This is a genomic window from Shouchella tritolerans (assembly GCF_025770735.1).
Taxonomy (GTDB): Bacteria; Bacillota; Bacilli; order Bacillales; family Bacillaceae_D; genus Shouchella; species Shouchella tritolerans.
Genome location: NZ_JAODPB010000002.1, coordinates 149,439 through 172,975 on the forward strand (window position 1 = coordinate 149,439; position 23,537 = coordinate 172,975).

General features: G+C 44.4%; 24 protein-coding genes. 20 read left to right on the forward strand and 4 right to left on the reverse strand.

Going from position 1 to position 23,537, the window contains the following annotated elements:
• Window positions 1-102: 102 nt before the first annotated feature.
• On the reverse strand, window positions 103-279 hold the full coding sequence (locus N6H06_RS07015; protein ID WP_157730510.1) for a hypothetical protein: 177 nt from the start codon (window positions 277-279) through the stop codon (window positions 103-105).
• Window positions 280-425: 146 nt separating this feature from the next.
• On the reverse strand, window positions 426-1,316 hold the full coding sequence (locus N6H06_RS07020) for a TetR/AcrR family transcriptional regulator (protein WP_062747660.1): 891 nt from the start codon (window positions 1,314-1,316) through the stop codon (window positions 426-428).
• A 186-nt stretch (window positions 1,317-1,502) separates the two neighbouring features.
• Between N6H06_RS07020 and N6H06_RS07025 the strand changes: the two genes are divergently transcribed.
• The 10 genes from N6H06_RS07025 to N6H06_RS07070 all read left to right on the forward strand — a co-directional run bounded on the left by N6H06_RS07025 (window position 1,503) and on the right by N6H06_RS07070 (window position 9,303).
• Window positions 1,503-2,984: a DHA2 family efflux MFS transporter permease subunit gene (locus N6H06_RS07025; RefSeq protein WP_062747658.1), complete on the forward strand. Its 1,482-nt coding sequence runs from the start codon at window positions 1,503-1,505 to the stop codon at window positions 2,982-2,984.
• A 380-nt stretch (window positions 2,985-3,364) separates the two neighbouring features.
• Window positions 3,365-4,339 carry an ATP-binding cassette domain-containing protein gene (locus N6H06_RS07030; RefSeq protein WP_062747943.1) on the forward strand — a complete coding sequence of 325 codons (975 nt, stop codon included), beginning with the start codon at window positions 3,365-3,367 and terminating at the stop codon, window positions 4,337-4,339.
• Window positions 4,336-5,175 carry an ABC transporter permease gene (locus tag N6H06_RS07035; RefSeq protein WP_263705962.1) on the forward strand — a complete coding sequence of 280 codons (840 nt, stop codon included), beginning with the start codon at window positions 4,336-4,338 and terminating at the stop codon, window positions 5,173-5,175. The genes N6H06_RS07030 and N6H06_RS07035 overlap by 4 nt, the downstream gene beginning before the upstream one ends.
• A 129-nt stretch (window positions 5,176-5,304) precedes the next feature.
• Window positions 5,305-5,820: a hypothetical protein gene (locus tag N6H06_RS07040; RefSeq protein WP_263705963.1), complete on the forward strand. Its 516-nt coding sequence runs from the start codon at window positions 5,305-5,307 to the stop codon at window positions 5,818-5,820.
• Window positions 5,772-6,467: a response regulator transcription factor gene (locus N6H06_RS07045; RefSeq protein ID WP_062747651.1), complete on the forward strand. Its 696-nt coding sequence runs from the start codon at window positions 5,772-5,774 to the stop codon at window positions 6,465-6,467. Before N6H06_RS07040 ends, N6H06_RS07045 begins: the two co-directional genes overlap by 49 nt.
• Complete coding sequence (locus tag N6H06_RS07050) at window positions 6,464-7,783, forward strand: sensor histidine kinase (protein WP_263705964.1); 1,320 nt, start codon at window positions 6,464-6,466, stop codon at window positions 7,781-7,783. The genes N6H06_RS07045 and N6H06_RS07050 overlap by 4 nt, the downstream gene beginning before the upstream one ends.
• 125 nt (window positions 7,784-7,908) lie before the next feature.
• Window positions 7,909-8,067 carry a hypothetical protein gene (locus N6H06_RS07055; RefSeq protein ID WP_263705965.1) on the forward strand — a complete coding sequence of 53 codons (159 nt, stop codon included), beginning with the start codon at window positions 7,909-7,911 and terminating at the stop codon, window positions 8,065-8,067.
• A gap of 95 nt (window positions 8,068-8,162) precedes the next feature.
• Window positions 8,163-8,555: a DUF6220 domain-containing protein gene (locus N6H06_RS07060; RefSeq protein WP_062747647.1), complete on the forward strand. Its 393-nt coding sequence runs from the start codon at window positions 8,163-8,165 to the stop codon at window positions 8,553-8,555.
• Complete coding sequence (locus N6H06_RS07065) at window positions 8,552-8,740, forward strand: hypothetical protein (RefSeq protein WP_263705966.1); 189 nt, start codon at window positions 8,552-8,554, stop codon at window positions 8,738-8,740. Before N6H06_RS07060 ends, N6H06_RS07065 begins: the two co-directional genes overlap by 4 nt.
• An 89-nt stretch (window positions 8,741-8,829) precedes the next feature.
• Window positions 8,830-9,303: a DinB family protein gene (locus N6H06_RS07070; RefSeq protein WP_062747643.1), complete on the forward strand. Its 474-nt coding sequence runs from the start codon at window positions 8,830-8,832 to the stop codon at window positions 9,301-9,303.
• Window positions 9,304-9,477: 174 nt separating this feature from the next.
• On the opposite strand, the gene N6H06_RS07075 is transcribed toward N6H06_RS07070, so the two are convergent.
• The gene (locus tag N6H06_RS07075) at window positions 9,478-11,253 is read right to left on the reverse strand and encodes a right-handed parallel beta-helix repeat-containing protein (RefSeq protein WP_062747641.1); all 1,776 of its coding nucleotides are present in this window, start codon (window positions 11,251-11,253) and stop codon (window positions 9,478-9,480) included.
• A 247-nt stretch (window positions 11,254-11,500) separates the two neighbouring features.
• Here N6H06_RS07075 and N6H06_RS07080 point away from each other — a divergent pair, with 247 nt between their 5' ends.
• Window positions 11,501-12,370, forward strand: coding sequence for an SDR family oxidoreductase (locus tag N6H06_RS07080; RefSeq protein ID WP_035204447.1), 870 nt, complete (start codon window positions 11,501-11,503; stop codon window positions 12,368-12,370).
• Between the two features lie 143 nt (window positions 12,371-12,513).
• On the opposite strand, the gene N6H06_RS07085 is transcribed toward N6H06_RS07080, so the two are convergent.
• Window positions 12,514-13,236: a GntR family transcriptional regulator gene (locus tag N6H06_RS07085; RefSeq protein ID WP_062747639.1), complete on the reverse strand. Its 723-nt coding sequence runs from the start codon at window positions 13,234-13,236 to the stop codon at window positions 12,514-12,516.
• 135 nt (window positions 13,237-13,371) lie between these two features.
• On the opposite strand from N6H06_RS07085, the gene nagA reads away from it, so the two are divergent.
• The 9 genes from nagA (at window position 13,372) to N6H06_RS07130 (ending at window position 23,518) form a co-directional block, all read left to right on the forward strand.
• Window positions 13,372-14,559 carry an N-acetylglucosamine-6-phosphate deacetylase gene (gene nagA / locus N6H06_RS07090; RefSeq protein ID WP_263705967.1) on the forward strand — a complete coding sequence of 396 codons (1,188 nt, stop codon included), beginning with the start codon at window positions 13,372-13,374 and terminating at the stop codon, window positions 14,557-14,559.
• Window positions 14,556-15,299, forward strand: a complete 744-nt coding sequence (gene nagB / locus N6H06_RS07095) for a glucosamine-6-phosphate deaminase (RefSeq protein WP_062747635.1) — start codon at window positions 14,556-14,558, stop codon at window positions 15,297-15,299. The genes nagA and nagB overlap by 4 nt, the downstream gene beginning before the upstream one ends.
• A 163-nt stretch (window positions 15,300-15,462) precedes the next feature.
• Window positions 15,463-16,206, forward strand: a complete 744-nt coding sequence (gene nfsA / locus N6H06_RS07100) for an oxygen-insensitive NADPH nitroreductase (RefSeq protein WP_263705968.1) — start codon at window positions 15,463-15,465, stop codon at window positions 16,204-16,206.
• Window positions 16,207-16,221: 15 nt separating this feature from the next.
• Window positions 16,222-17,397, forward strand: coding sequence for a pyridoxal phosphate-dependent aminotransferase (locus N6H06_RS07105; RefSeq protein WP_318527509.1), 1,176 nt, complete (start codon window positions 16,222-16,224; stop codon window positions 17,395-17,397).
• 46 nt (window positions 17,398-17,443) lie between these two features.
• Window positions 17,444-18,079 carry a fumarylacetoacetate hydrolase family protein gene (locus N6H06_RS07110; protein WP_062747629.1) on the forward strand — a complete coding sequence of 212 codons (636 nt, stop codon included), beginning with the start codon at window positions 17,444-17,446 and terminating at the stop codon, window positions 18,077-18,079.
• A 76-nt stretch (window positions 18,080-18,155) separates the two neighbouring features.
• Window positions 18,156-18,887, forward strand: coding sequence for a glycerophosphodiester phosphodiesterase (locus N6H06_RS07115; protein WP_062747627.1), 732 nt, complete (start codon window positions 18,156-18,158; stop codon window positions 18,885-18,887).
• Between the two features lie 662 nt (window positions 18,888-19,549).
• Entirely contained in the window at window positions 19,550-21,088 is a 1,539-nt protein-coding gene (locus tag N6H06_RS07120) for a bifunctional GNAT family N-acetyltransferase/carbon-nitrogen hydrolase family protein (RefSeq protein ID WP_062747626.1), read from the forward strand.
• Between the two features lie 58 nt (window positions 21,089-21,146).
• Window positions 21,147-21,845: a DNA/RNA nuclease SfsA gene (sfsA, locus tag N6H06_RS07125; protein ID WP_062747624.1), complete on the forward strand. Its 699-nt coding sequence runs from the start codon at window positions 21,147-21,149 to the stop codon at window positions 21,843-21,845.
• A 65-nt stretch (window positions 21,846-21,910) separates the two neighbouring features.
• Window positions 21,911-23,518: a glycerol-3-phosphate dehydrogenase/oxidase gene (locus tag N6H06_RS07130; RefSeq protein WP_263705970.1), complete on the forward strand. Its 1,608-nt coding sequence runs from the start codon at window positions 21,911-21,913 to the stop codon at window positions 23,516-23,518.
• Window positions 23,519-23,537: the final 19 nt, after the last annotated feature.

Genomic DNA, 23,537 nt, shown 5'->3' on the forward strand with positions numbered 1-23,537 from the left:
TTTCTAGCTTATTCAAAATTTGCTTCAGTAAATCATTGCTCATATTCAAACCTCTCATTATTGTCGTTAACGTATGATCGTGATGAATTCGTTGCTAGAATGTTAAATGAGACTCGAAGACCAAAAGAGCACAAAGATGATGCCAGTAATAGCCAGTGATGAGAGGAACCACCGTTTTATACTGGGGTTGTTTTTTAAAAGTGTGTCGATTAAGCCACTTAACAAAAAAACGACTACAAACGTCACAACAAAAATTGCAACCAACATGATGATCGTCATTAAGCATTACTCCTTTTTAAAAAGTATAGCAGAAAAAAGTACATCCATAAACGTTAACTCAATTAAACCGTGAATGTTCTCCTTCTCTTAAAGGCCAGTTAAACAACCATTTTCGAGCGCTGTCTGTAAATCGTTTGAGGGAACGGTTACATAAAAGGTTCAAGCGCTTTTTTATAGTGATGCAATGTTTCTTTCCATTCTGAAGCATGTGCTGTAAAGGAGAGGAGGATGCTCTCGATTACAAATGTTCGTGGTTCCTGCTGTTTTAGTTCATGCTCAATAAATTCCAGCCCCTCGAGCAAGCCTTTTTCTATTTGTGTATCGTGGTTTGCGGAAAGAATCGCTGTCTTAAGGGTATTGTGCGCTGTTTCAAAATGCCGTTGATTCTTCATTGGTGTTGTGGCTTTTTGGTCAAGCCAATCCCGCAACAAACTTTCTGTAAATAAAGGTGCTTTTGGTGTTTGTTGCATGGTGGAGAAAAACTCTCCTGCCCTTTCAGCTGCATAGCGAATCACGTTTTCATAAAATCGGTCTTCTTCTTTTTTTGAAATCGTTTTTACACGCATAAATTGATGGACAATGCCGTTAAAAATTAGGGCGCCATCCAAGCTGTATGGTTTTATTTCTTCGCCAAATAAACGAACAAACTGTTTTTGGATCCATTCGATTTCATGGAAGAAATATTGCTGGAAAAGTTTTTTTAACGAAGGATCGTCAGATAAAAAAATTTGTTCAAATAAAGGAAAAAGGTTGTACTTTTTGTTTGTCTTGCTAAACAGGATCGTTTGTTTTGTAAATTGTTCCATCCCTGTAATGGTAGGATCATCTTCAATTTCTTTCCGCTTGGCTAAAACTTTATTGTGTATCAATTTAATGATTCCGTATAGGAGGTCATTTTTAGACTGAAAATAGTTATAAAACGTTCCTTTTGAAATCCCGCTTTTGTCAATAATCGTTTGGATAGAAGTCCCTTGGATGCCCGATTTTAAAAATAGGTTAAGCGCTGTTTCGATGACATGTTCTTTCCGTTTCTGCAATTGCGTCACCCCGTATTGAATGATCTGAACCAGTCGTCCAATTTTAATGCTACCGTACATTTGTAAAAAAAACAAATCGCAAATTTTTCGCTTGAAAAGAGGAATGGAAAGGAGTATGATAAATCTCGTTATTGCAATAGAACTGGTGTATATATATTGGACCGACAGTTTAGAGGGGGTTATTGAATGACAGAAAATACACCAACGAAACCGCCATATAAAATGATTGCGATGCTGCTTGCCGGTGCATTTATTGCGTTACTAAACAATACGTTGCTTAATGTGGCTTTGCCGTCTATCATGGCAGACTTTGATATTTCTCCTGCGACTGTTCAATGGTTAACGACTGGCTATATGCTTGTAAACGGGATTCTTATACCCATTACAGCGTTTTTAATCCAAAAATTTTCCGTACGCGGGCTTTTTTTAACAGCAATGACACTGTTTACTTTAGGAACCGCATTAGCTGGTTTCTCCCACGGTTTTCCACTACTTATGGCAGGGCGTGTCATTCAAGCTTCAGGATCGGCGATTATGATGCCGTTGTTAATGAATGTAATGTTAACATCCTTTCCAGTTGAAAAGCGCGGATCGGCAATGGGCATTTTTGGCCTCGTCATGGTATTTGCCCCGGCGATTGGCCCGACGTTGTCAGGCTGGATTGTAGAACATTATGAATGGCGTGTATTGTTTTATATGATGCTGCCGTTCGCAATTGTTACCCTTTTACTCGCTGTATTTCGACTGTATGACAATAAACAATCGGTGCATACACATCTTGATGTGATGTCTGTTATTTTATCAAGCATCGGTTTTGGCGGGATATTGTATGGGTTTAGTGCTGCTGGAGATAAAGGATGGGCCAGCCTAGAAGTGTACGGGACAATCGTCATCGGCGTGATTGGCCTTGTGCTGTTTATTACGCGGCAATTTCATCTGGAAAAGCCCATGCTGGACTTTCGGATATATAAATACCCGATGTTTGCTTTATCTTCGGCGATTTCGCTTACAGTGACGATGGGCATGTTTGGCGGAATGTTGCTCATGCCACTCTACATTCAAACTGTTCGCGGCATTTCGCCATTCCATGCAGGCTTGCTCATGTTGCCAGGCGCTTTGATCATGGGAGCGATGTCCCCAATCACGGGACGTTTGTTTGACAAATTTGGCGGGCGCGTTTTAGCGATCATCGGCCTGTTGATCACGATTGTTACTTCCTACTTTTTCACGACATTGGCTCTTGATACTTCCTATACAGAGTTGATTATGTTGTATTCATTTAGGATGTTTGGCATGTCTATGTTGATGATGCCTGTCATGACAAACGGTTTAAACCAGCTCCCCGCACGAATGAATCCACACGGAACTGCGATGAATAATACGCTAAACCAAGTGGCAGGGGCGGTTGGTTCCGCGTTGCTTGTGACGATTATGTCTACACAGACAAGAATCCATGCAGAGGAGCTAGCTGGCACAATTGATCCTGCGCTTCTCGGCCAACAGGCAATGGTTGAAGGGATCAACGACGCATTCATGGTTACGGTATACGTTTCAATCATTGCGTTAGTGCTAGCCTTTTTCATGAAACGGGCAAAACCTGCCGAAGACAGCAATGAAGAGTTGCCAGGAAGGGCAGAGGACTTGACGGAAGCCCCAAATCATTCTTAACGAAAACACAAATAGCTCGCCTCGTGTGTAAAACGAGGCGAGATGTTTGCTTTATTGAAGGTTATTTTATTATTCTTGCCAGCTGGGAAAATAAAATGAGAGCCTGCGACGTTAACAGTCCAGCGAAGTATGATTGGCTAGCAACGTTTGTTTTATATTTCAGACAAAATCATTCAGTAACATCGAACAAGGTGCTATACTTGATTAACGGAATGAAGTGCGCGCCATCTGTTTTGCTGTGATCATCATGATGTAGCGTATTTTTCCAAGTGTCAGGCGCAAGGCGTGATCATTTGTGGATAAGCCGTTGAGCATAAATAAGCGTTTGACTGAATAGGAGTAATGTTGGTAAAAAAGGGGGCTGAATATAGTTGGGACAAATGGCAGAAGAAAAGGCGATCGAGGCGAAAGGCCTCGTGAAAGTATTTGGCAAGCATCGGGCTGTTGATGGTGTCGATTTGTCTGTCGTAAAAGGAACGGTCTATGGGTTTCTTGGGCCAAACGGGGCGGGAAAGACGACGACAATCCGCATGCTTGCGACTCTTTTAAAACCAGATGGCGGTGAGGCGAAGATCTTTGGCCATGACCTCGCCAAAGAAACAGATGCAGTCAGAAGCCGGATCAGTTTAACAGGACAATACGCTTCCATTGATGAAGATTTAACTGGCATTGAAAATTTGACGATGATTGCCCGGCTTATGGGATATAAGCGAAAACAAGCAAAACGGCGAGGGGAAGAATTGCTCCATGCATTTGGATTAGAGGAAGCCGCAAAAAGGCAAGTGAAAAATTACTCAGGCGGGATGCGGCGCCGCATAGACATTGCGGCCAGCATTGTTGTAACGCCTGAACTGCTGTTTCTTGATGAACCAACCACAGGGCTTGATCCCCGGAGCCGCAACCAAGTGTGGGATATTGTCCGTACATTAGTCGATGCTGGGACGACCGTGCTCCTAACGACGCAATATTTGGAGGAGGCTGACCAGCTTGCGGACCGGATTGCCGTTATCAACCATGGCAAGATTATTGCTGAAGGCACAAGCAGTGAGTTGAAAGCATCGGTTGGCACGAATACACTCCACTTGACGCTGCAACATGCAAGCGATCGGGAAAGGGCGATGCAATTGCTGGCGGAAGATCAGAACACCATGGTGCATCCTGGAAAAGACCCGACGTCGCTTACCGCGCAAACGGGTAATCCAGATGTTGCGGCAGCGGCTGTAGGAAAGTTAGCGAGCGCAAACATAGCTGTCCGTACATTTTCCCTTGGACAGCCGAGTCTAGATGAAGTCTTTTTGACGCTGACTGGCGAAATGGTGCAAACACCAGAGGAAGAAAAGGAGGAAAGTGAATGAACGAGGCAATGGAAGGAAATAAACAAGAACAAAGCATGCAATTAGCGGATGCGATTGCCAAAAGCAGGCGCCCACCTCGCCCGAATCCACTCGCTGCGTCAATGACATTCGCGACTAGGGCGCTGCTGCGGATTAAGCACATTCCTGAACAAATGTTTGATGTGACAGTCTTTCCGGTTATTTTCCTGTTGATGTTCACTTATTTATTTGGCGGCGCGATTTCTGGCTCTACAAATGAATACTTGCAATTCCTCCTGCCAGGGATTCTTGTCATGACCGTCGCGCAAATTACGATGTATACTGGACTTGATTTAAACAACGATATTCGAAAAGGCATCTTTGACCGTTTCCGAACGTTGCCAATCTGGCTGCCTTCGGCCTTGATCGGCTCGTTGCTGGTAGACACAGTCCGCTATACAATGGCATCGGCGATAATGATTATACTTGGCCTTATTCTTGGGTTTCGTCCAGAAGGGGGAGCGCTTGGCGTCATTGCTGCCGTTGCGCTAATCTTGCTTTTCTGCTTCAGTTTATCGTGGATTTGGACGACACTAGGCCTTATTATGCGTTCTGATAAGTCACTCATGATGGTCAGCATGATGGTGCTGTTTCCGCTCACTTTTGTCAGCAATGTCTTCGTCGATCCAGGCACGTTGCCATCGTGGCTCCAGCTCTTTGTCGACATCAATCCAATCTCCCTTTTAGTCGATGCCGTCCGTGGCTTCATGCATGGAACGGCTACTGGTGAACAGGTAGGCTGGGTAGTAGCTGTATCGTTTTTGATTACAGCTGTTTTTGCTCCGCTCACGATGTATTTGTACCGAAATAAGAAGTAAAACAAAACGACCAGCGCTTAGGCATTTGCTGGTCGTTTCCTTTTTTCCGTGCCTATAATCGTCATAACTTCGCAACATGACTAGCGTACCCTTATGAATAAGAAAAAGCATAATAAGGGAGTGTCTAAAATGGCTAAAAGATTTTTCCGTTGGACAGGGGTTTCGTTGGGAACAGTTTTGTTGCTGGCTTTACTAGGGGTGCCAAGAGTCATTGCCCATGATTTACGATTGGTTGAGCCAAACGGAGTCGCTAATCAATTTCTCGTGTTTGTACCGGCTATTGTTTGGATGGGGTATGTTGTTTGGAAGAAAGTGAAAAAACCTTTTGTGGTGCTGTTTAGCATTGGTTTATGGTATGGCTTTTATGTTGGGCTGTTTCATCAATTGTTTTGGAGTCATGTTTTTGGTGACTCTTTACGTCTAGGCGGCAATTTAAGTCATCTCTCCAACACAGCAGCAGAATTAATTGCACGGCCAATTGCGTTTATAAGCAGCGTTGCAACTGGCGCTGTCGTTGGCCTGATAGTTGGCGTGATTGGGGCGGCGGTTAAGCGGATAGGATTGTTTTTACAAAGTGATGAGCCTAGGAGGAAAAGATGGATTCGATATTGGTTGTGGATGATGAGAAAGAAGTGCTCGAATTAGTAGAGGATTTTTTAAAGAAAGAAGGGTACCGTGTGTACACAGCACGGAATGGAATAGAAGCCATTCAGGTAGAAGCAAACCATTCAGTTACTATTGCGGTGGTCGACTGGATGATGCCTGGCATGAGTGGGGTAGACGTTTGCAGGCAACTGCGAACAAAAAACCCGGGCATAGGCCTTATTTTATTAACAGCAAGGTCAGAAGAAAGCGATAAGGTGCTCGGGCTCGAGGCCGGAGCGGATGACTATATTACAAAGCCTTTTTCTCTACGAGAATTAGCAGCAAGGCTCCATTCATTAAATCGGCGCTTGGCCGTGCAGAAAGGGCATGCTGAAGAAAAGACAACATTGGCACGAGGCGAGCTCGTCATCTCGGAAAACGAATACCGGGTATGGAAGCGGGGAGTTGAAGTACAGTTGACGCCAACTGAATTTAAGTTGCTGTATTTGATGGCTCAACGGCCAAATATTGTATACAGTCGCTTGCAATTGCTTGACTTAGCGTTGCGAGATGAACTGTTAAATGATGAACGGACGGTCGATGCCCATATTAGCCGATTGCGTAAAAAAATAGAAGATCATCCATCTAAGCCAGAGTATATACAAACGGTATTTGGTTTTGGATATCGGTTTGGTGATACGAAGTGAAGGTACGCAAAAGGCTGTTTTTGACGCTTGTCGTATATATTGGAATAACGATGTTATTGTCTCTTCTTGTTACGCAAGTGACGTTAAACACGATGTTAAATCACTTTATTGACGACGCGCATGCGGAAAAAGGCGATCAAATCAAAGCGGCCATTACGGAAGCCTATTTAGAATTTGACGGCGATTGGGTAGAAATGAACGATCAGCTACTTGTGCCTGCGCCTTATTCCATTGCAGTCGTTTCTGATTCTGGAGAGCGCTATTATTCGCAAGGCGAAGAAACGATTGAAACACTAAAGCATTTAGGAATGTCCGTAACGTTGGACCTCCCACATACAGCTGAGGGAGCAACGGTTTATTTTATTGATGACTCGATTCAAATCTTAACGATATTGCAATATGCTTACAGGGACAACATGACGATCGCATTAGTAGCAAGTTCAGTAATTGTGACAATAATATGCACCGTTATCGCTTATTTTGTCTCGAAAACGTTAACCGCTCCTTTAGAATCATTGATCCCGGTTTTAACCAAGATCGGCCAAGGCCAGTTTAGCAGACGAGTTCCTAGCTATTCAACGGATGAGTATAATAAAATTTCACATACTGTAAATAAGATGTCAGAACAACTTGAGCTTGCTGAAGAAAACCGCAAACAACTGACTGCGGATATTGCCCATGAATTGCGGACGCCATTAACAATTATTAGAGGGAAGCTTGAATCATTTCAGTTAGGTCAAGCAGAAATCCCGGTTTATGAGTTGTTGCCATTGCAAGATGATGTAGCTAGGCTCCAATCAATCATTGATGACTTACAAGTACTTTCATTGGCCCAATCTGACCAACTGCCTCTCTCGTTAAAACGAGTAAATGTAGCCTCAGTTGTGGAAAATGTCTGCAGTCACCTCAAATATGAAGCTGATAAGAAAAAACAGCAATTGTCAATGTCTTTACCAGAGGAATTCGTTTTTCTTACTGTTGATGAGCAACGAATGACCCAAGTTCTGCATAATTTAATGACGAATGCGATCCGCTATACACCGGAATACGGGGAAATTACCGTCGAATTATTGGAGGAGGATAGCAAGATCGTTATAAACGTAAAAGACACAGGCCAAGGGATTGATTCGGCAGCGCTGCCTTTTATATTCGACCGGTTTTACCGCACGGAAAAAGCAAGAGACCGCAATTCAGGGGGGAGTGGACTAGGACTGGCCATTGCGAAAGAATTTGTACAGATTCTTGGGGGAACCATTGATGTGAAAAGCACGATGAGGAAAGGAACAACATTTACTGTTATCCTGCCAAAACAATAAAAAGCACTTTCGGCTGGCGGAAGTGTTTTTTGTATGAAGATTAATTAGCCATTTCATCTGCAGCGCACCTGGCCTTCAATCGTTTGCAATATGGTTGCTGTAAGTTAAAGCAAGGAGGTGAAGCGATGATTTTAAAAGCAATAGCGGGGTTTGGATGTGGCGTCTTTGCCAGCTTGCTCGTATTCGGGAAGGAAGGCATTGGGGTCGTGCTGGATAAAGTGGTGTTTGGAGTGGCGGGAGCTTGTCTTGTCTTGTTTTTCAACTATTTAAAGAAGGACCACTAACCTGATTTCTCCTCTTCATGTGCGTCGTCATCTTTTCGCAATATTAATTAGCTAATATGGTCGTGTGAGTTATTTAGAAAAAGGGGGATGAGTGTATGCGAATCATGAAAATTATTTATGCCAGTGTCGCAATCTTGTTTTTTATCAGTGTTTTGGTGCAATTTTTCTTTGCAGGTATGGCTTTGTTCGGCCAAGGCAGCTACTGGTTAACCCATACACTATTTGTTCGTTTGTTTGGCCTTAACTTGCCAATTGTCTTACTCTTAATAGCTGTCCTTTGTAAAGTGAAAAAGACTGATTATGTTTTCATCGCCAGCTTGTTCCTATTGGTTTTTATCATGTATGCAACGGCAAACATTGGGCGTCAAGCAGCGTTTATTGGCGCCCTGCATCCAGTTGCGGGAGCCACACTTGTTATTCTAGCTGCTGCGTTCGTACCAAGAGCGGTCGGATACGCATTGGGACATAGAAAGGAGGGGCATCAATGATGCTAGGATTCGCACTTATTGGCATAGTTAGCGGGTATTTTTTAGGAAGCGGGCTACTATTCGTTTTGTCACAATTTACGGTGATTGACATGGTTCCAACCCTAGTATACTTTACGCCCTATATCACTTCTGCGATAGTAGGTGTATGGTTTCCTTTTGCTTTTAATAAAATAGGAGGCAAATAGTGGATAAATAGCGGTACAGGAAGAAAGGAGTTCCAGTGGAAACTGCCAAATCCGATGTTTTAGAAGATCTATAGGAGGAGTTGAGAAAAATGGTTGATGCTAAGACAGTATTGTTAGACCAATTATTAGCAAATGCAAATGACCCCAGCTGGTATGTCCCGTTCCAAGAAGCTGTCAAAGGGATCACGGAAACAGAGGCGTTTTGGAAACCTGACAAATCGAGCCATAGCATTGCCGAGATTGTCCAACACTTAATCTACTGGAATCAAACATGGCAGACACGCTATGAAAAAGCGGACGCAAATAGAGTACCTGGCATCGAAAAGAATGCGGATAGTTTTCTTGTCCCCAAAGATAAAAATTTCCAAACTTTGCAAACGGAGCTGCTGGACATTTTGTTGCGTTGGCAGGACTTAATTACAGAAAAGCAATTGTCAGAGAAGGTAAAAGGCTATCCGGTAGAGGCCGAATGGTGGGGGCTAATTGCAAATGCAGCAACGCATAATGCCTACCATATCGGGCAAATCGCATTTTTGCGGAAAATGGATAAGCCTGTGAATTAATGCTTTATAGGTTGCGAGACAGAGGCAGATTTAACATGTAAATATTAAATGGAACGATTTTTTGCTATTTATTTCCTTTTGTGTCGGTCTGAATAATACTTTCAATGAACTATAATGAGGCGCCTTCTACAAGAAGGCGCCTCAATTTGTAGCTAATTTTTATCTGCTAAAGGATTATTTTTTTCCGAGTTGTTCTTCCAATTCCTCTACAAGGCCGACAATTTCCACTGTCCGCTCTTCACGCTCTGCGTCTTTTTGTGCTTTTTCTAGTGCTGCCCGCATTTCAGCTTGTGAGAGCTGTGCTTCCATTTCCTCTGTCACGCTTAATGCTTCAGCATATTGGCGCAATGCGTCAGCTTCTTGTCCGATAATGTCTGTGTCGCATTCGCCCCCAATGGCAATATTGTGTTCATGGCCACTAAATGTACAATTTTCGATGAAGCCGCCAGCATGGAGCAGGCGGATGGCGCAGGTTCCACCGTTCTCGATGACGCATTCTCGAATCGTTGGCGCGCTATGTTGGATATCAATTTGCGCTTCATAATGGCCGCTAAACTGGCAATGTTCCAGGAGCCCGCTCGCTTCCATATCAAAGCGGATGCCGCTCTCATAACTGTCATAAAGCTTGCTTTCTTTCATTGTAATGGTTGAATGGCTACTTACATAAATTTGCGGGTAAAGGTCATTATGATGGTAAAAAGTTGAATTCACCACATTCGCATGGCTATGATCATGAATATAAAGGCCGCTTTGCGCTCCATCAAAGACTTGTATATCTTCTAGGTCGGCTTCACTTTTGTCAGCAATAACGAGTTGATTGAGTTCATTTTCATAAAAGCGGCAGTGGCCTACATCTGCACTTGCTTGTTCCGTTAGCCAAAACCCATAATGTTTGCCATAAAAGATAGCGCTGTGTTTTAGACTTACACGTGCTTTTTCGCTCACTGCTAATTGTGGCATCATGTGGCCGAACAAATCACATGATTCGATATGGGCATAGGCGTTTTTCGTCAGGACTACACCTGATTTTTGCCCAAATTTAATCGTGCTTCTATACACGTAAAGGGCGCCAGCGCCAACACGAATATGATCGTCTTCGTGCGACGTGAGAATCGTTGCTTCAAGTTGCGCGGTACCGTTATCGTTAATGTCCACTCCAATTTGTCCGGCTTCAAACAAACTGTTTTGGATAATCGTTTCCCCGCCTAAAACGACTACTTGTTTCGGTGCATTATTAGTCAATGTACATGAATTCAATGTCAGCTTCGATTCGCCAAGGACAAGTGCACCTCCAGAAGAGCTTTCATAGATCAAGCAATCTTTTAAAGCTGCTTCGCTGTTGCCCATTGATTTAAGTTGCATATTTTCAGAATGATGGCCGTAGATTTGGCAATTTTCCACAAAGCTGCGGCTGTTCTGGTCAAAATAAATGGCCGCGCTCTTTCCTTGGTAAATATGCGAGTGTTTCATGACAAAACGGCCGTTTCCGCTTACGCATACTTGACTGCCCCGTTGACTGTATAAGGCGCAGTACTCAGCGCGGGCTCGTCCAACTACAAATAGGCCGATGCCGCTGTGGCGAATCGTGGCGTCGGTTAAATCAAGATGGCCATCTTCAAGAACATGGATCCCCCATTTTTTCAGGCGAGTAAACTGACAATGAGTCAATTGCGCATATCCGTTTTTAACAGTTAGCCCTTTCTCGCATTCGGCAAAAGATATGTTTTTTATCGACACCGACGCTTTATTGATGATCTCCATTGGCGCTTGAATGATGACTGTTTCCGGTTCGCCGAGGCCGACTAAATGAACAGACTTGGCAATTGTCACAGACTCCTGGTATGTTCCTGGATCTATTTTGATCGTATCCCCATCGCTAGCATCAAGCAACGCTTCTTCAATCGTTTTGTACTTGGAAAGAAGTTTTCTCGTTACGTGGATTGTTTTCACCGTTTTCACCTCAATCTATGCTAGAGTATACCGCTTTTTTTAAAGGCTGTCCAAGTAGAATTGTTTTTGCATGAAAAAGGGCAGTTATGTACACCTTAATGACAGATTAGCATGATCAAACCGCGTTTGTATGCAGTTTTTAGTAAAAATTTCAGGCGGTTTAACGGATGAAAAGTACCTATGTTTAAATACCCTTTCTTTTGAGGTATACCAATACTAATGAAGAAGAAGAGGAGGAATCTACAAAGTGGACTTACACAATTATTTAGCAAACGGCATTCCGCCGCAAAAACAAGACAAGCAACCAGGGGATGAAGCGGTGATGGAACCGCGCCCGATCTATGAAGACGACGATTACAAAGGTACAGGAAAACTTCGCGGCAAAGTAGCGCTTATTACTGGTGGCGATTCGGGTATCGGCCGCGCGGTGGCAGTCGGGTATGCTAAAGAAGGCGCCCATATTGCGATCGTCTATTTAGATGAGCATGAGGACGCGGAGCAAACAAAGCAGCGCGTCGAACAAGAGGGTGTCCAGTGCATTACCATTTCTGGCGATATAAGTGATGAAACGTTTTGTAAGGAGAGCGTTGAACGCACAGTCACGGAACTTGGCGGTCTAGATATTTTAGTCAACAACGCTGCAGAGCAGCATCCAGTCAACGATTTACGGGAACTTACAGCCGAACAGCTTCACCGTACATTTGCGACGAATTTCTATTCGTATGTGTATTATACGAAAGCAGCGCTTGATTATTTGAAGCCAGGCAGCGCTATTATCAATACGTCTTCCATTAATGCCTATCGGGGCAATGTGACGTTGATTGATTATACGAGTACCAAAGGTGCCATTACAGCCTTTACCCGCTCGATGGCACAAGCGCTTGCTTCAAAACATATTCGCGTAAACAGCGTAGCCCCTGGTCCGATCTGGACGCCGTTGATTCCTGCTTCTTTTGACGAGCAGAAAGTATCTGAGTTTGGCACAACGACGCCAATGGGACGAGCAGGGCAGCCGAGTGAACTTGTTGGTGCCTATGTGCTCCTTGCTTCTAACGACTCTTCCTACATGACCGGACAGGCGATCCATATTAATGGTGGGGATTATATTAGCTCATGACCGAAAACAAGTGGCACTGCTCTTTAGATGGATAGTTTGCAATGAAGAACAGCTGCCGTTTCATAGCAGCTTATGCACAGAAGTTAGAGGCGCCTGCTAATGAGTCAGGCGCCTCAAGTCTGAATGAGGTTGTCTTTACAACTTCAACGCACCATTTTCGTTACAAAATGGTAGCGATCACCGCGGTAATGGGAATAAACGGCTTCTAATACACGATTGTCCTCAAGTCTTGTTTGCCGGCGAATCGCCAAAAGTGGGGAGCCGACAGGCACCGTAAGCCAACGGGCATCTTCTTCGTCAGCGAGGACGGCTGCGATTGTCTGTTCTGCATCAGAAATCGAATAGCCGCATGTCCGTTCAAAGTAGGAGTAAAGCGAATGGTTCAATGTGTCAGCGGTTAAATGGGGGGCGAGCTCACAAGCAATATAAGTCCGTTCCAAGGCAATAGGAAGCTCATCTGCTAGACGCACACGTTTAATCGCATAAATAGCTGTGCCTTCCTCAACTGCGAGCACTTTGGCAATCGGTTCATCCGCTTTAGTGGTTTTAAAAGAAAGCAACTTTGAACCAGGCTCCATGTTGCGGCTTTTCATATCTTCTGTAAAACTGGTCATTTTAGAGAGTGGTTGCTCAATTTTAGGCCACGAAACGAATGTGCCTCGTCCTTTTTCACGGTATAGTTTTTTTTGCTGGACAAGATTGTTGATGCCTTGGCGAACGGTCATGCGACTAATGCCGTACATGTCTGCAAATTCTCGCTCAGACGGCAATGCTTCGCCTGGTTTTAAAATCCCGTTGGCAATTTGCTTTTTAATAAGCTCCTCAATTTGAAAATAAATCGGAATAGGAGACTGTTTGTCAATCATGCCTTTATCCTCCGAACATATAATAAAGTCAGTATACCATAATTTTTTTTACGTTGTAATTGGTATAGACAACTAAACGACTAGAGCGTATACTAAAAGAAACAAAGGGAATGATGAAACGAGGAAGGTGATCGCATGGCAAGTATCGTTGTAACAGGGGGGCAGTTGATTACAGGGGAACCAGGGTGTTGTAAATACGACAGAGGTTTTCTTGCGATCGATAATGGCAAAATTATTGCGGTTGGTGTTGGCGACGGCGACGATCATAAAAACGATGACACTGTACAGGTAACGGTTCCAGCAGATGCAATTGTTGTCCCAGGCTTTGTTGACGTGCACATACATGGTGGCTATGGTGCCGATGTAATGGACCGTACAAAGGATGCGCTGCAAACAATGGCAGCAAATTTGCCGGCTGAGGGGACGACCGCTTTTCTTGCAACAACCATTACCCAAAAACATGAGCACATTGAAGGCGCGATTGAAAATGTCGTCGCTTATAGACGGGCGGATAAAGAAGCAGAGATTGTCGGCCTACATATTGAAGGGCCTTTTATAAATGAAACGAAAAAAGGCGCACAGCCTCTCGAGTACATTGTAGAACCATCCGTACCAATCATGAAAAAATGGATGGACTTAGCAGAAGGCAAGATTAAACAAGTAACCTACGCCCCGGAGAAACGAAATGGAAGCGAGTTGGCAGCCTATTTGCGTTCAGAAGGCGCGAATCCGTCAATTGGCCATTCGGATGCTGTTTATAGTGAAATGGAGCAAGCTGTCGCAGCAGGCGCAAATCAAGTAACGCATATGTACAATGGCATGCGTTCTTTGCATCATCGTGAACCAGGCGTAGCCGGTGGGGCGCTCCTTCTTGATGAACTCGACATTGAATTGATTGTAGACGGCATTCATATCCATCCAGAAATGGTGAAGCTAGCCTGGAAAGCAAAGGGCACGAATCAGTGTCTGCTTATTACTGACTCGATGAGGGCAAAAGGGTTGCCTGACGGTGCTTATGATTTAGGGGGCCAGGATGTTTCTGTTAACGGTGGAAGAGCGACGCTTTCTGATGGTACGCTTGCCGGTTCTGTTTTGCAAATGAACAAGGCGGTAGCAAATATGGTTGCTTATACTGGCTGCTCATTGGAACAAGCGGTGCAAATGGCTTCCTACAACCCAGCGAAAAAAATTGGCATTGAAGCGAAAAAAGGGTCATTGGCGCCTGGGAAAGATGGCGATTTTACTGTGCTCACGAAAGATGGCGATGTGTTGTACACCTATTGTTTAGGGAAAAAAGCATATGGCAAGGAGGATGACGTATGAATATAATTCACGTAAAAAATTATGAAGAAATGAGCCAAAAAGCAGCAGCACTCTTGTTTGAGCGAATTCAGCAGTCTCCGAAAATAACGCTCGGACTTGCGACAGGGGGCACACCAGAAAACACGTATACCGCTTTGATTGCAAAAGCAAAGGAAAACGGCCAATCATTTTCACATGTGCAAACGTTCAATTTAGATGAATATGTAGGCTTGCCTGCTGAGGACAAAAACAGTTACCGCCACTATATGAAGCAACGGTTGTTTGATTATGTCGATATTCCAAAAGAAAAAACGCATTTGCCAAATGGAATGGCTGCGTCGCTTGAAGAAGAATGCCGTGCTTATGAAAACATGATTGCCGAAGCGGGCGGAATTGACATTCAACTTCTCGGCATCGGCAGCAATGGCCATATCGGTTTTAATGAGCCAGGGACACCCTTTTCTAGCAGAACTCATGTTGTCGAGTTGGCCGAAGAAACACGCAAAGCTAACGCTAGGTATTTCCCCACTTTAGAAGATGTGCCAAAGCAAGCGATCACAATGGGGATTCAAACGATTATGGAAGCAAAAGAAATCCTGTTGCTTATTTCCGGGAAAGCAAAAGCGGAAGCGTTCGCCAAACTATGCGCAAATGAAGTAAATGAGGTGTTCCCAGCTTCTATATTAAACAAGCATCCAAATGTCACAGTGATTGCTGACGAAGAAGCGGCAAGCGCTTATACGCAGAAAGCACATTTGTAGAATAGCTTTGTGTTTAAAGAGAACCGTTGCCACATTGATACGGTTCTCTTTTTGTATTCTTTAGTAAGAAAATCGGCTGATCATGCGGCTAATAGTTCCTCTTTCTCGGCATTTTTAGTACACTACCATTATCAGCAAAAAAATGAAACAGGTGGTGGTGGAGATGGAAAGCAATGATGTGCTAAAGCTTATGACCAGTCATCGGTCAATTCGCGCTTTTACAAATAAGCGTGTCACAAAGGAACAAATTGAAACGATTGTCAGCTCGGCGCAGTGGGCGTCAACGTCCCATCACGTGCAGGCATACTCCGTTATAGCTGTAGAAGATCCCGCACGAAAAGAAACACTCGCCGATTTAACAGGCGGTCAACGTTGGGTAAATGAGTGTCGTGTGTTTTTTGTTATTTGCGCAGATTTCTCACGGCATGCAAGTGCCAGCAAACAGCATCAGGTTTCCTTTGACGTCGGTGGGGCGGAGCAACTTCTTGTTAGCGCTGTTGATGCCGCTTTATTTGCCCAAAATCTTATGCTTGCCGCTGAATCGCTGGGCCTTGGCGGAGTGATGATTGGCGGCATCCGTAATCAACCAAAGGAAGTAAGTGATTTGCTTCATTTGCCTACATATGTATTCCCGGTAATGGGGATGGCGATAGGCGAGCCTGACAGTGAACCTGGACAAAAGCCGCGCCTGCCTTTAAAAGCTGTTCTCCACCAAGAAACATATCAAAGCGATCAGGAGGATGCCCTTTCTGCCTATGATGAAACAATGAGCGCTTATTATGCGAAGCGCACGAATGGCAAACGAACCACTGGCTGGACTGCATCGATGGCGGCTTACACAAAAGAACGGAAGCGGCCTCATTTGGATGCCTTCTTGAAAGAAAAGGGCTTTTTGCAAGAGGACTAACACAGTGAGTGGGGGATGGCAATGGACATACAGCAAGCGGCAATGATGGAACAGCTGCCAAGTCAATTTTTTGCGAAGTTAGTAAACAAAGCACAACGAATGGCTCAAGAACATAATGATCTCATTAATTTAGGCCAAGGCAACCACGATCAGCCGACTCCTGCTTTTATTGTGGAGGCGCTGCGTGAGGCAAGCTGCGAGCCCCGGTTTCATCGATACGGCCCTTTTCGAGGGTATCCGTTTTTAAAGGAAGCAATCGCTGCGTATTACAAACAGCAGTATGAAGTGGAGTTGGACCCTGAAACCGAGATCGCCATTGTACCAGGAACAAAGACGGCCATTGTTGAGTTATGCCAATGTTTATTAAATAAGGGTGACATGGCACTCGTACCTGATCCAGGCTATCCAGACTATTTGTCAGGCATCGCGATAACGGGAGCAATAGCGAAACCAATGCCGTTGTTAAGGAACAACCGATTTCTGCCAGATTATCATGAGCTAGGCTCTGATGTGTTGGATAAAGCAAACATGATGTTTCTAAATTATCCTAATAACCCAACGGGCGCGACAGCCGACGCGCGCTTTTTTGCCAATACGGTCGCTGTTGCCCGTTCCCACGGTATTCCCGTCATTCATGATTTTGCTTACGGTGCAATTGGGTTTGAAGGCACGCCATGCAGCTTTTTGCAGCAAGAAGGGGCAAAAGATGTAGGTGTAGAGCTTTTTACTATGTCGAAATTGTACAATATGGCAGGCTGGCGCGTCGGTTTTGTGCTTGGAAATAAGGAAATTGTTGCGATGCTAGAAGAGTTGCAAGATCATTATCATTGTAGCCTCTTCGGCGGCCTTCAAGCAGCTTCTGCCTGCGCGTTGCAATCCGATCAGTCCAGCGTACACGAGCTGGTCAGTCTGTACAAAGAACGGAGCGAAGTCCTTTGGGAGGCAGCACAGGAAATTGGCTGGCAAGTTGAACGTCCATCAGGTTCGTTTTTTGCCTGGTTCCCTGTACCAAAAGGCTATACGTCCGAGGAATTTAGCGAACTGCTTCTTGAGAAAGCTCATCTCGTCGTCGCTCCAGGAAACGGGTTTGGCCGGTATGGAGAAGGATATGTGCGTATCGGACTCCTCGCAAACAAAACGACATTGCGTGAAGCGATCGCACGAATTGGCAACTTAAATCTGTTTAAATAAGGCAATAAAATCGTGTCGTCCGTGCAATGACACAGAGGGGGATGGAATGGAGGAAATCGCGAGCATTTATTGTATTGGCCGTAACTATGCCAACCATGCGAAAGAATTAGGAAACGAAGTACCGACGGAACCTTTGTTATTTGGCAAACCTAAAAGCGCAGCTGTGTTGGCTAACGGAAGCACGCTTCTTTATCCAAGTGACAAAGGGGCCATCCATTATGAGGCCGAGATTGTATTGAAAATTGACAAAGACATGGAGGATGGAGATACACTTGATGATGTCGTCACGGAGATGGCAGTAGGTGTCGACTTAACGTTGCGCGACTTGCAAAGCAAGCTAAAGCAAAAAGGGCACCCTTGGCTCCGTGCCAAAGGATTCCGCAACTCTGCCATCCTAACGCCATTTTTCCCATTTCCAGGAGAACAAGAAAGCAAAAGCATCGATTTTTCTCTCGAACGAAATGGCAAGATCGTCCAGCTAGGCAATACGGAGAATATGTTGTTTTCGTTTAGTGAAATTGTCCAGGAATGCCACCTTGCTTTTGGCTTAAAAAAGGGCGATTTGCTATTTACAGGCACGCCAGAAGGTGTCGGGGCAATCGCTGATGGCGATCAGTTTAACCTTGCATTTCAAGGAGAAACAAAGGGGACTTTCTTTGTAAGAATGGAAAGCAAGGAATAAAACAGCCCTTTGGTGTCTCAGTTGGCTAACCATAAGACAAACCTTTGATGAACGTGAGGGGAAAGGAGGTGCATGGATGAAAACGTTGATTTATGCCCACCGTGGTGCATCTGGATCTTATCCGGAAAACACGCTGAAGGCTTTTGAACAAGCAGCAAAAGCAGGGGCAGACGGGATTGAATTTGATGTCCAGTTAACGAAAGATGATGTACCTGTTGTCATTCACGACCGCACGGTCAACCGAACAACCAATGGGCAAGGCCCTGTTTGCCAATACATGGCCAATGAGTTGAAACAATTGAATGCAGCTGCCAAGCAAACGTACCAAAAACAAGAAAACATCCCTTTCCTGTCTGAACTGCTCGACTGGGCAGCGAGTTATCCGTCGCTCCATTTAAACTTAGAAGTAAAAGGGTACGGCCAGCCGCATGAGCGGGTCATTGATGCGATTTTGCCGCTCATTCGTGATAACCGGTTTAAAGAGCGTCTTGTTGTTTCTTCATTTGACCATATGTTGCTAGCAAAGTTCCAAGCCCATTTACCTTTCATTGAAACGGCCGCACTTGTAAAAGGGCCTTTATTTAAAGCAACCAGCTATCTGAAGCAGTTAGGGGCAAAAGGCTACCATTTAGACAGTATGTACGTATCAAAAGAATTAATCGAAGAAATGAAACAGGCAAATACTGCCGTTCGGGCTTTCACTGTCAATGACACGACAACTTTGAAAAAGTTATTTTCTTGGGGCTGTCCAGCCGTTTTCACAGATTTTCCGACACGAGCGCTTCATCTTCGTGAAGCGTTTATGTAGGAAGGCAACGGGTGCATAGAGCTACGGCTCTCTAGTGCCTTTCCAAAAGGAACCCCCTTTTCCATTAGACCGTTGCTCATTCAAATGCAATGCATTTTTATCTATTTTTTTATAAGCCCCGTTTCCGGCATGCCGATTGTTGCTTATCGTCAACTGGAATCGGGGACATATCCACGTCCATGTAGCTATCAAACGGTGGCGACATCCCGTTAACTACCTTTCAAACCGACAAGCCGTAAAGCAAGCAATCATTTTTAGGCAAATGGAGGATTGGCCTTTTGCCAAAGTCATTGCTTTATTCCCTCCCGTTAGCTCGCTAGTGTATTCTTCCTCTTAAAAATCGGCCATTATACGCTGAAATTTTTAGTGTGCAGCCCTATGATTTCCGTTAAGGTTAGTCGTTTCATACTGCGGTTTAGCAGAGTCTGTGTAGTTAAGCCTGTCACGGACTTTTTCCTAAAGTCAAGTATAAAAGCAATGATAGGATCTGTCCCAACCTGTGGGCATACCACGTCAGGACGAGACACTTCACAACGCACCCTTTCTTTTTTGAAAACTTTTTCCTTGTTTAGCGGAACGGGGAAAAACACTATTCAAACGGCTAAAAAAGAGGTAAACTACGGAATGAATTGACATGTTCCAGTGAGAAAGGTGTGAGCAGCATGAAAGAAATTGATGTGTCTAAGTTCGAAAAAAAAATCATTCTTCGCCATATTGAAGAAAAGGATTTTAACGATATTATAAATTTATCAAAACGATGCTTTCCAAATATGGAGCCGTGGCGCCGTGAAGAATTACAGAGTCACATTTCCATATTTCCAGAGGGCCAATTTTGCGTCGAATACGACGGGCAAATCATCGGTTCATGTTCTAGTTTAATTATCAATTTTGATGAATACGATGACCAGCATACTTGGGATGAAATTACCGACCAAGGCTATATTACCAACCATGATCCTGATGGCTACAATTTATACGGCATTGAAATCATGGTGCATCCTGACTTTCGCCGTATGAAAATTGGCCGTCGTCTTTACGAAGCGCGGAAAGACTTGTGCCGGGAAAAAAATTTAAAAAGCATTATTATTGGCGGTCGCATCCCAAACTACTACAAATATGCGGACAAAATCTCACCACGGGAATATGTTGACCAAGTAACGATGCATAATATTTATGACCCGGTTTTGACGTTCCAAGTCATTAATGGCTTTTCCCTTAAACGCGTTAATGCCAATTATTTGACTGATGACAAGGCGAGTATGAAATATGCCACATTGATGGAATGGAATAACATTGACTATCAGCCATCTACGCCGAAAAGGCGTTTTAAAACGTCTTTTCCTGTGCGGATTACGACGATCCAATACGAAATGAAAAAAATTGCTTCATTTGATGATTTTGCTGTCCAATGTGAGTATTATGCAGATGTGGCAGCTAGTTATCAATCCGATTTTGCTGTTTTTCCTGAGATTTTTACGCTTCAGCTATTATCCTTTCTTCCCGAGAAAAGTCCAAGCCGGGCGATTCGCCGTTTAACGGAATTTACAGAGGAATATATTGCGCTGTTTACGACGCTTGCTGTTCGCTACAATGTCAATATAATAGGCGGGTCCCATTATGTAGAAGAAGAAGGGAAGATTTATAATATCAGCTATTTGTTCCGCCGTGATGGTACGATTGAAAAACAATATAAACTCCATATTACCCCAAATGAACGGCTTTTTTGGGGGATTAGCGGCGGCGACGAAGTAAAAGTGTTTGACACAGACTGCGGCAAAATTGCCATCCAAATTTGTTATGATATTGAGTTTCCAGAATTGGGCCGTATTGCCACCGACAAAGGGGCGAACATCATCTTTTCGCCATTTTGCACAGATGACCGCCAAGGCTATTTGCGTGTCCGCTACTGTTCCCAGGCACGGGCGATTGAAAACCAAATTTACACCGTCATTTCTGGCACAGTCGGTAACCTTTCTGATGTGGCCAATATGGATATCCAATATGCCCAATCTGGCATTTTCACGCCGTCTGATTTCACGTTCCCACGCGACGGCATCGTAGGGGAGTGCAGCCCCAATATTGAAACGGTCGTAGTAGGAGACGTTGATTTAGAAATTTTACGGCGCCACCGCCGTTCTGGCAGCGTTAATCAATTACGTGACCGCCGAGATGACATTTATCATGTCGTTTATAAACAGTAAGTGATAGCAGATTGAGCAGACACGATTGAGTGTGTCTTAGTAGAAAGGAAGGATCACAATGCGATTGCCGCCATTAACGAAAATGCAGTTCATTCATCGCCCCAATCGCTTTGTTGTCGAATTAAGGCGAACAGACACAGGGGAAACTGTACTGGCGCATTTGCCTGATCCAGGACGTTTGCGTGAATTGTTAGTGGAAGGCGCCGTCATTTGGGCTGAACCTGCTGTCGGGCCGTTACGTAAAACGGCATGGACAGCTGTGTTATGTGAGACATCTGGCGGTGACCTTGTTTCACTAAAAACGACTTTTGCCAACCAACTAGTAGAAGAGGCGCTAGCCTCCCATTCCCTTGAAGCATTTAGTGGCTGGCAGCTAGTAAAAAGAGAAGCAACAATAGGCAAATCGCGTTTTGATTTTTTGCTTTCCAAAAACGGACGCACGCTGGTGCTTGAAGTAAAGAGTGTAACGCTTGCTCGCGACAGCAAAGGGTTTTTTCCAGATGCCATCACGAAAAGGGGCGCAAAACATGTACGGGAATTGACTGCTTTAAATATGCTGCCTGAGTATGAGAGTGCGATTCTGTTTGTCTCTCAACATAGCAACATTAGCACGGTGGAAATGGAAAGCAGCATAGACGCTGATTTTGCCAAAGCGATCAAGGAAGCAAACGATAAAGGCGTGTTCATTAGCGCAGTGAGCACGACACTATCCAAACAGAACATTTGTTTAAAAAATCGGATTCCGGTTATCGTCTGACTTCTCTGTTATTGTGAAAAAATGCTATGATAAGGAAAGTGAGCAAACAGATAGGGGAGTTGTAGATGGTTCATTCTTTTTCAAGTGAATTGCGGGGTGAGTATATACAGCAGCTGGAAGGGGATGTCTTTGACCTGCTGGTGATCGGCGGAGGGGTTGCCGGAGCGGGCATTGCCCTTGATGCAGTAGTCAGGGGAATGAAGACGGTTTTAATTGAACGTGCCGATTTTGCTTCAGGCTCTTCTGGGGCTTGGTCAACCCTTTTTCATAATGAGAGTAGGCAGGCCCACCAGCTTGACATGAAATGGCACGGAGAATATGTCAAAGAGCGCTTGATTTTGCATGAAAATGCTCCGCATTTAATGAAACAGCTTCCTTTGCTGCTTCCTGCTTTTAAAGTCAGCATGTTTGGCAGGCAATCTTTTGGTTCAAAGGTGGTTGAACGTATATCAGACTTGGCAAGAAAGGAAAAGCGCAAACATTTATCAAAAAAGGAACTGAATCGCCTTGCGCCTTTACTCTCTGATAAATCGATCAAAGGCGCTGTTCTCTACCATGAATTTTGGCGTGACGATGCACGGCTCGTGTTTGATTTGCTAAAAGAAGCAACTAGAAGGGGAACAATGGCGCTCAATTATATGAAAGCAGAGACGTTTCTCTATGAAAATGGGAAAGCCGTCGGTGTGGTTGCGATCGATCAGTTGACTGGCGAAGCTTATAAAGTGTTCGCTAAAAAGATTATTAATGCTACAGGGATTGAGGCAGATACTCTTCGGGAGCAAGACCGGTCTATGTCGGCAAAGACGATTGGCTATATGACTGATGCGTATATGGTCATTCCAAAAGAGCTGCTTGCGATTGACCAAGTTGTTTATTTGGAATTGGACGACAAAAAGCTGATTAGTCTGGCGCCAAGAGGCAAGAAAGTCGTGTTGTCTTTGACGAACAGCGATGAAAGGGACGAAAACGAACGAGAGGTCATGTTGGCGAAAATCAATCAGACGTTTCAGCAAGTACAGATCACACCCGATGATATTGAAGCCTCGTGGTATGTTAAACGGCCAATTGTGATGGAAACAAACAAAAAAAAGCATGAAGCGATCAGGAAAAATGACTGGTTTGAATCCGCTTCAGGCCTTGTAACAGTAGTATGTGGGCACACCACTGGTTATCGTTTATTGGCCAAGCAAATTCTTGACCGTATCGCCAAAAAAGCAGGCCCTTTTTCTCCGTGCGAAACGGATACAGTCACCCTTTCCGGCGGCTATGCAGGCAGCGTTGACCAATTTGACAATTATAAAGAAAAACGCCTTGCTGAAGGGGTACAGTATGGAATTAGCCGAGAAAAGGCACAAGAATTAGTCGATATGTATGGGTCGAATGTAGGGGCCATTTATGCACGTTTTTGGTCTTATAAAAAACAAGCGCGTCTATTTGGGTTGCCGCCGGTTATTTTTGCGCAGCTGCTGTTTTCGATTGAAGAAGAAATGGCAGTTACGCCCGCAGACTTTTTGGTCAGGCGCACGGCGATGTTCTATTTTAATAAAACAGAAGCGGTACATGTCCAAGAAGCGGTTTTTCGGTATATGCGTGATCGCTTTAATTGGAGTGAGGAGCAGGAAGCGCAATACCGATTGGAATTGGATGCCTTGATCAAGCTTGCAAGCAGATGAGCCGTTTTTTTGCTGGCAA

Bases quoted from the DNA above. Each gene is read 5' to 3' on its own strand.
- N6H06_RS07015 (WP_157730510.1), bottom strand. From the start codon at position 279: ATGACGATCATCATGTTGGTTGCAATTTTTGTTGTGACGTTTGTAGTC.
- N6H06_RS07025 (WP_062747658.1), top strand. From the start codon at position 1,503: ATGACAGAAAATACACCAACGAAACCGCCATATAAAATGATTGCGATG.
- N6H06_RS07030 (WP_062747943.1), top strand. From the start codon at position 3,365: ATGGCAGAAGAAAAGGCGATCGAGGCGAAAGGCCTCGTGAAAGTATTT.
- N6H06_RS07035 (WP_263705962.1), top strand. From the start codon at position 4,336: ATGAACGAGGCAATGGAAGGAAATAAACAAGAACAAAGCATGCAATTA.
- N6H06_RS07040 (WP_263705963.1), top strand. From the start codon at position 5,305: ATGGCTAAAAGATTTTTCCGTTGGACAGGGGTTTCGTTGGGAACAGTT.
- N6H06_RS07045 (WP_062747651.1), top strand. From the start codon at position 5,772: ATGGATTCGATATTGGTTGTGGATGATGAGAAAGAAGTGCTCGAATTA.
- N6H06_RS07055 (WP_263705965.1), top strand. From the start codon at position 7,909: ATGATTTTAAAAGCAATAGCGGGGTTTGGATGTGGCGTCTTTGCCAGC.
- N6H06_RS07060 (WP_062747647.1), top strand. From the start codon at position 8,163: ATGCGAATCATGAAAATTATTTATGCCAGTGTCGCAATCTTGTTTTTT.
- N6H06_RS07065 (WP_263705966.1), top strand. From the start codon at position 8,552: ATGATGCTAGGATTCGCACTTATTGGCATAGTTAGCGGGTATTTTTTA.
- N6H06_RS07070 (WP_062747643.1), top strand. From the start codon at position 8,830: ATGGTTGATGCTAAGACAGTATTGTTAGACCAATTATTAGCAAATGCA.
- N6H06_RS07085 (WP_062747639.1), bottom strand. From the start codon at position 13,236: ATGATTGACAAACAGTCTCCTATTCCGATTTATTTTCAAATTGAGGAG.
- nagA (WP_263705967.1), top strand. From the start codon at position 13,372: ATGGCAAGTATCGTTGTAACAGGGGGGCAGTTGATTACAGGGGAACCA.
- nagB (WP_062747635.1), top strand. From the start codon at position 14,556: ATGAATATAATTCACGTAAAAAATTATGAAGAAATGAGCCAAAAAGCA.
- nfsA (WP_263705968.1), top strand. From the start codon at position 15,463: ATGGAAAGCAATGATGTGCTAAAGCTTATGACCAGTCATCGGTCAATT.
- N6H06_RS07105 (WP_318527509.1), top strand. From the start codon at position 16,222: ATGGCAATGGACATACAGCAAGCGGCAATGATGGAACAGCTGCCAAGT.
- N6H06_RS07110 (WP_062747629.1), top strand. From the start codon at position 17,444: ATGGAGGAAATCGCGAGCATTTATTGTATTGGCCGTAACTATGCCAAC.
- N6H06_RS07115 (WP_062747627.1), top strand. From the start codon at position 18,156: ATGAAAACGTTGATTTATGCCCACCGTGGTGCATCTGGATCTTATCCG.
- N6H06_RS07120 (WP_062747626.1), top strand. From the start codon at position 19,550: ATGAAAGAAATTGATGTGTCTAAGTTCGAAAAAAAAATCATTCTTCGC.
- sfsA (WP_062747624.1), top strand. From the start codon at position 21,147: ATGCGATTGCCGCCATTAACGAAAATGCAGTTCATTCATCGCCCCAAT.
- N6H06_RS07130 (WP_263705970.1), top strand. From the start codon at position 21,911: ATGGTTCATTCTTTTTCAAGTGAATTGCGGGGTGAGTATATACAGCAG.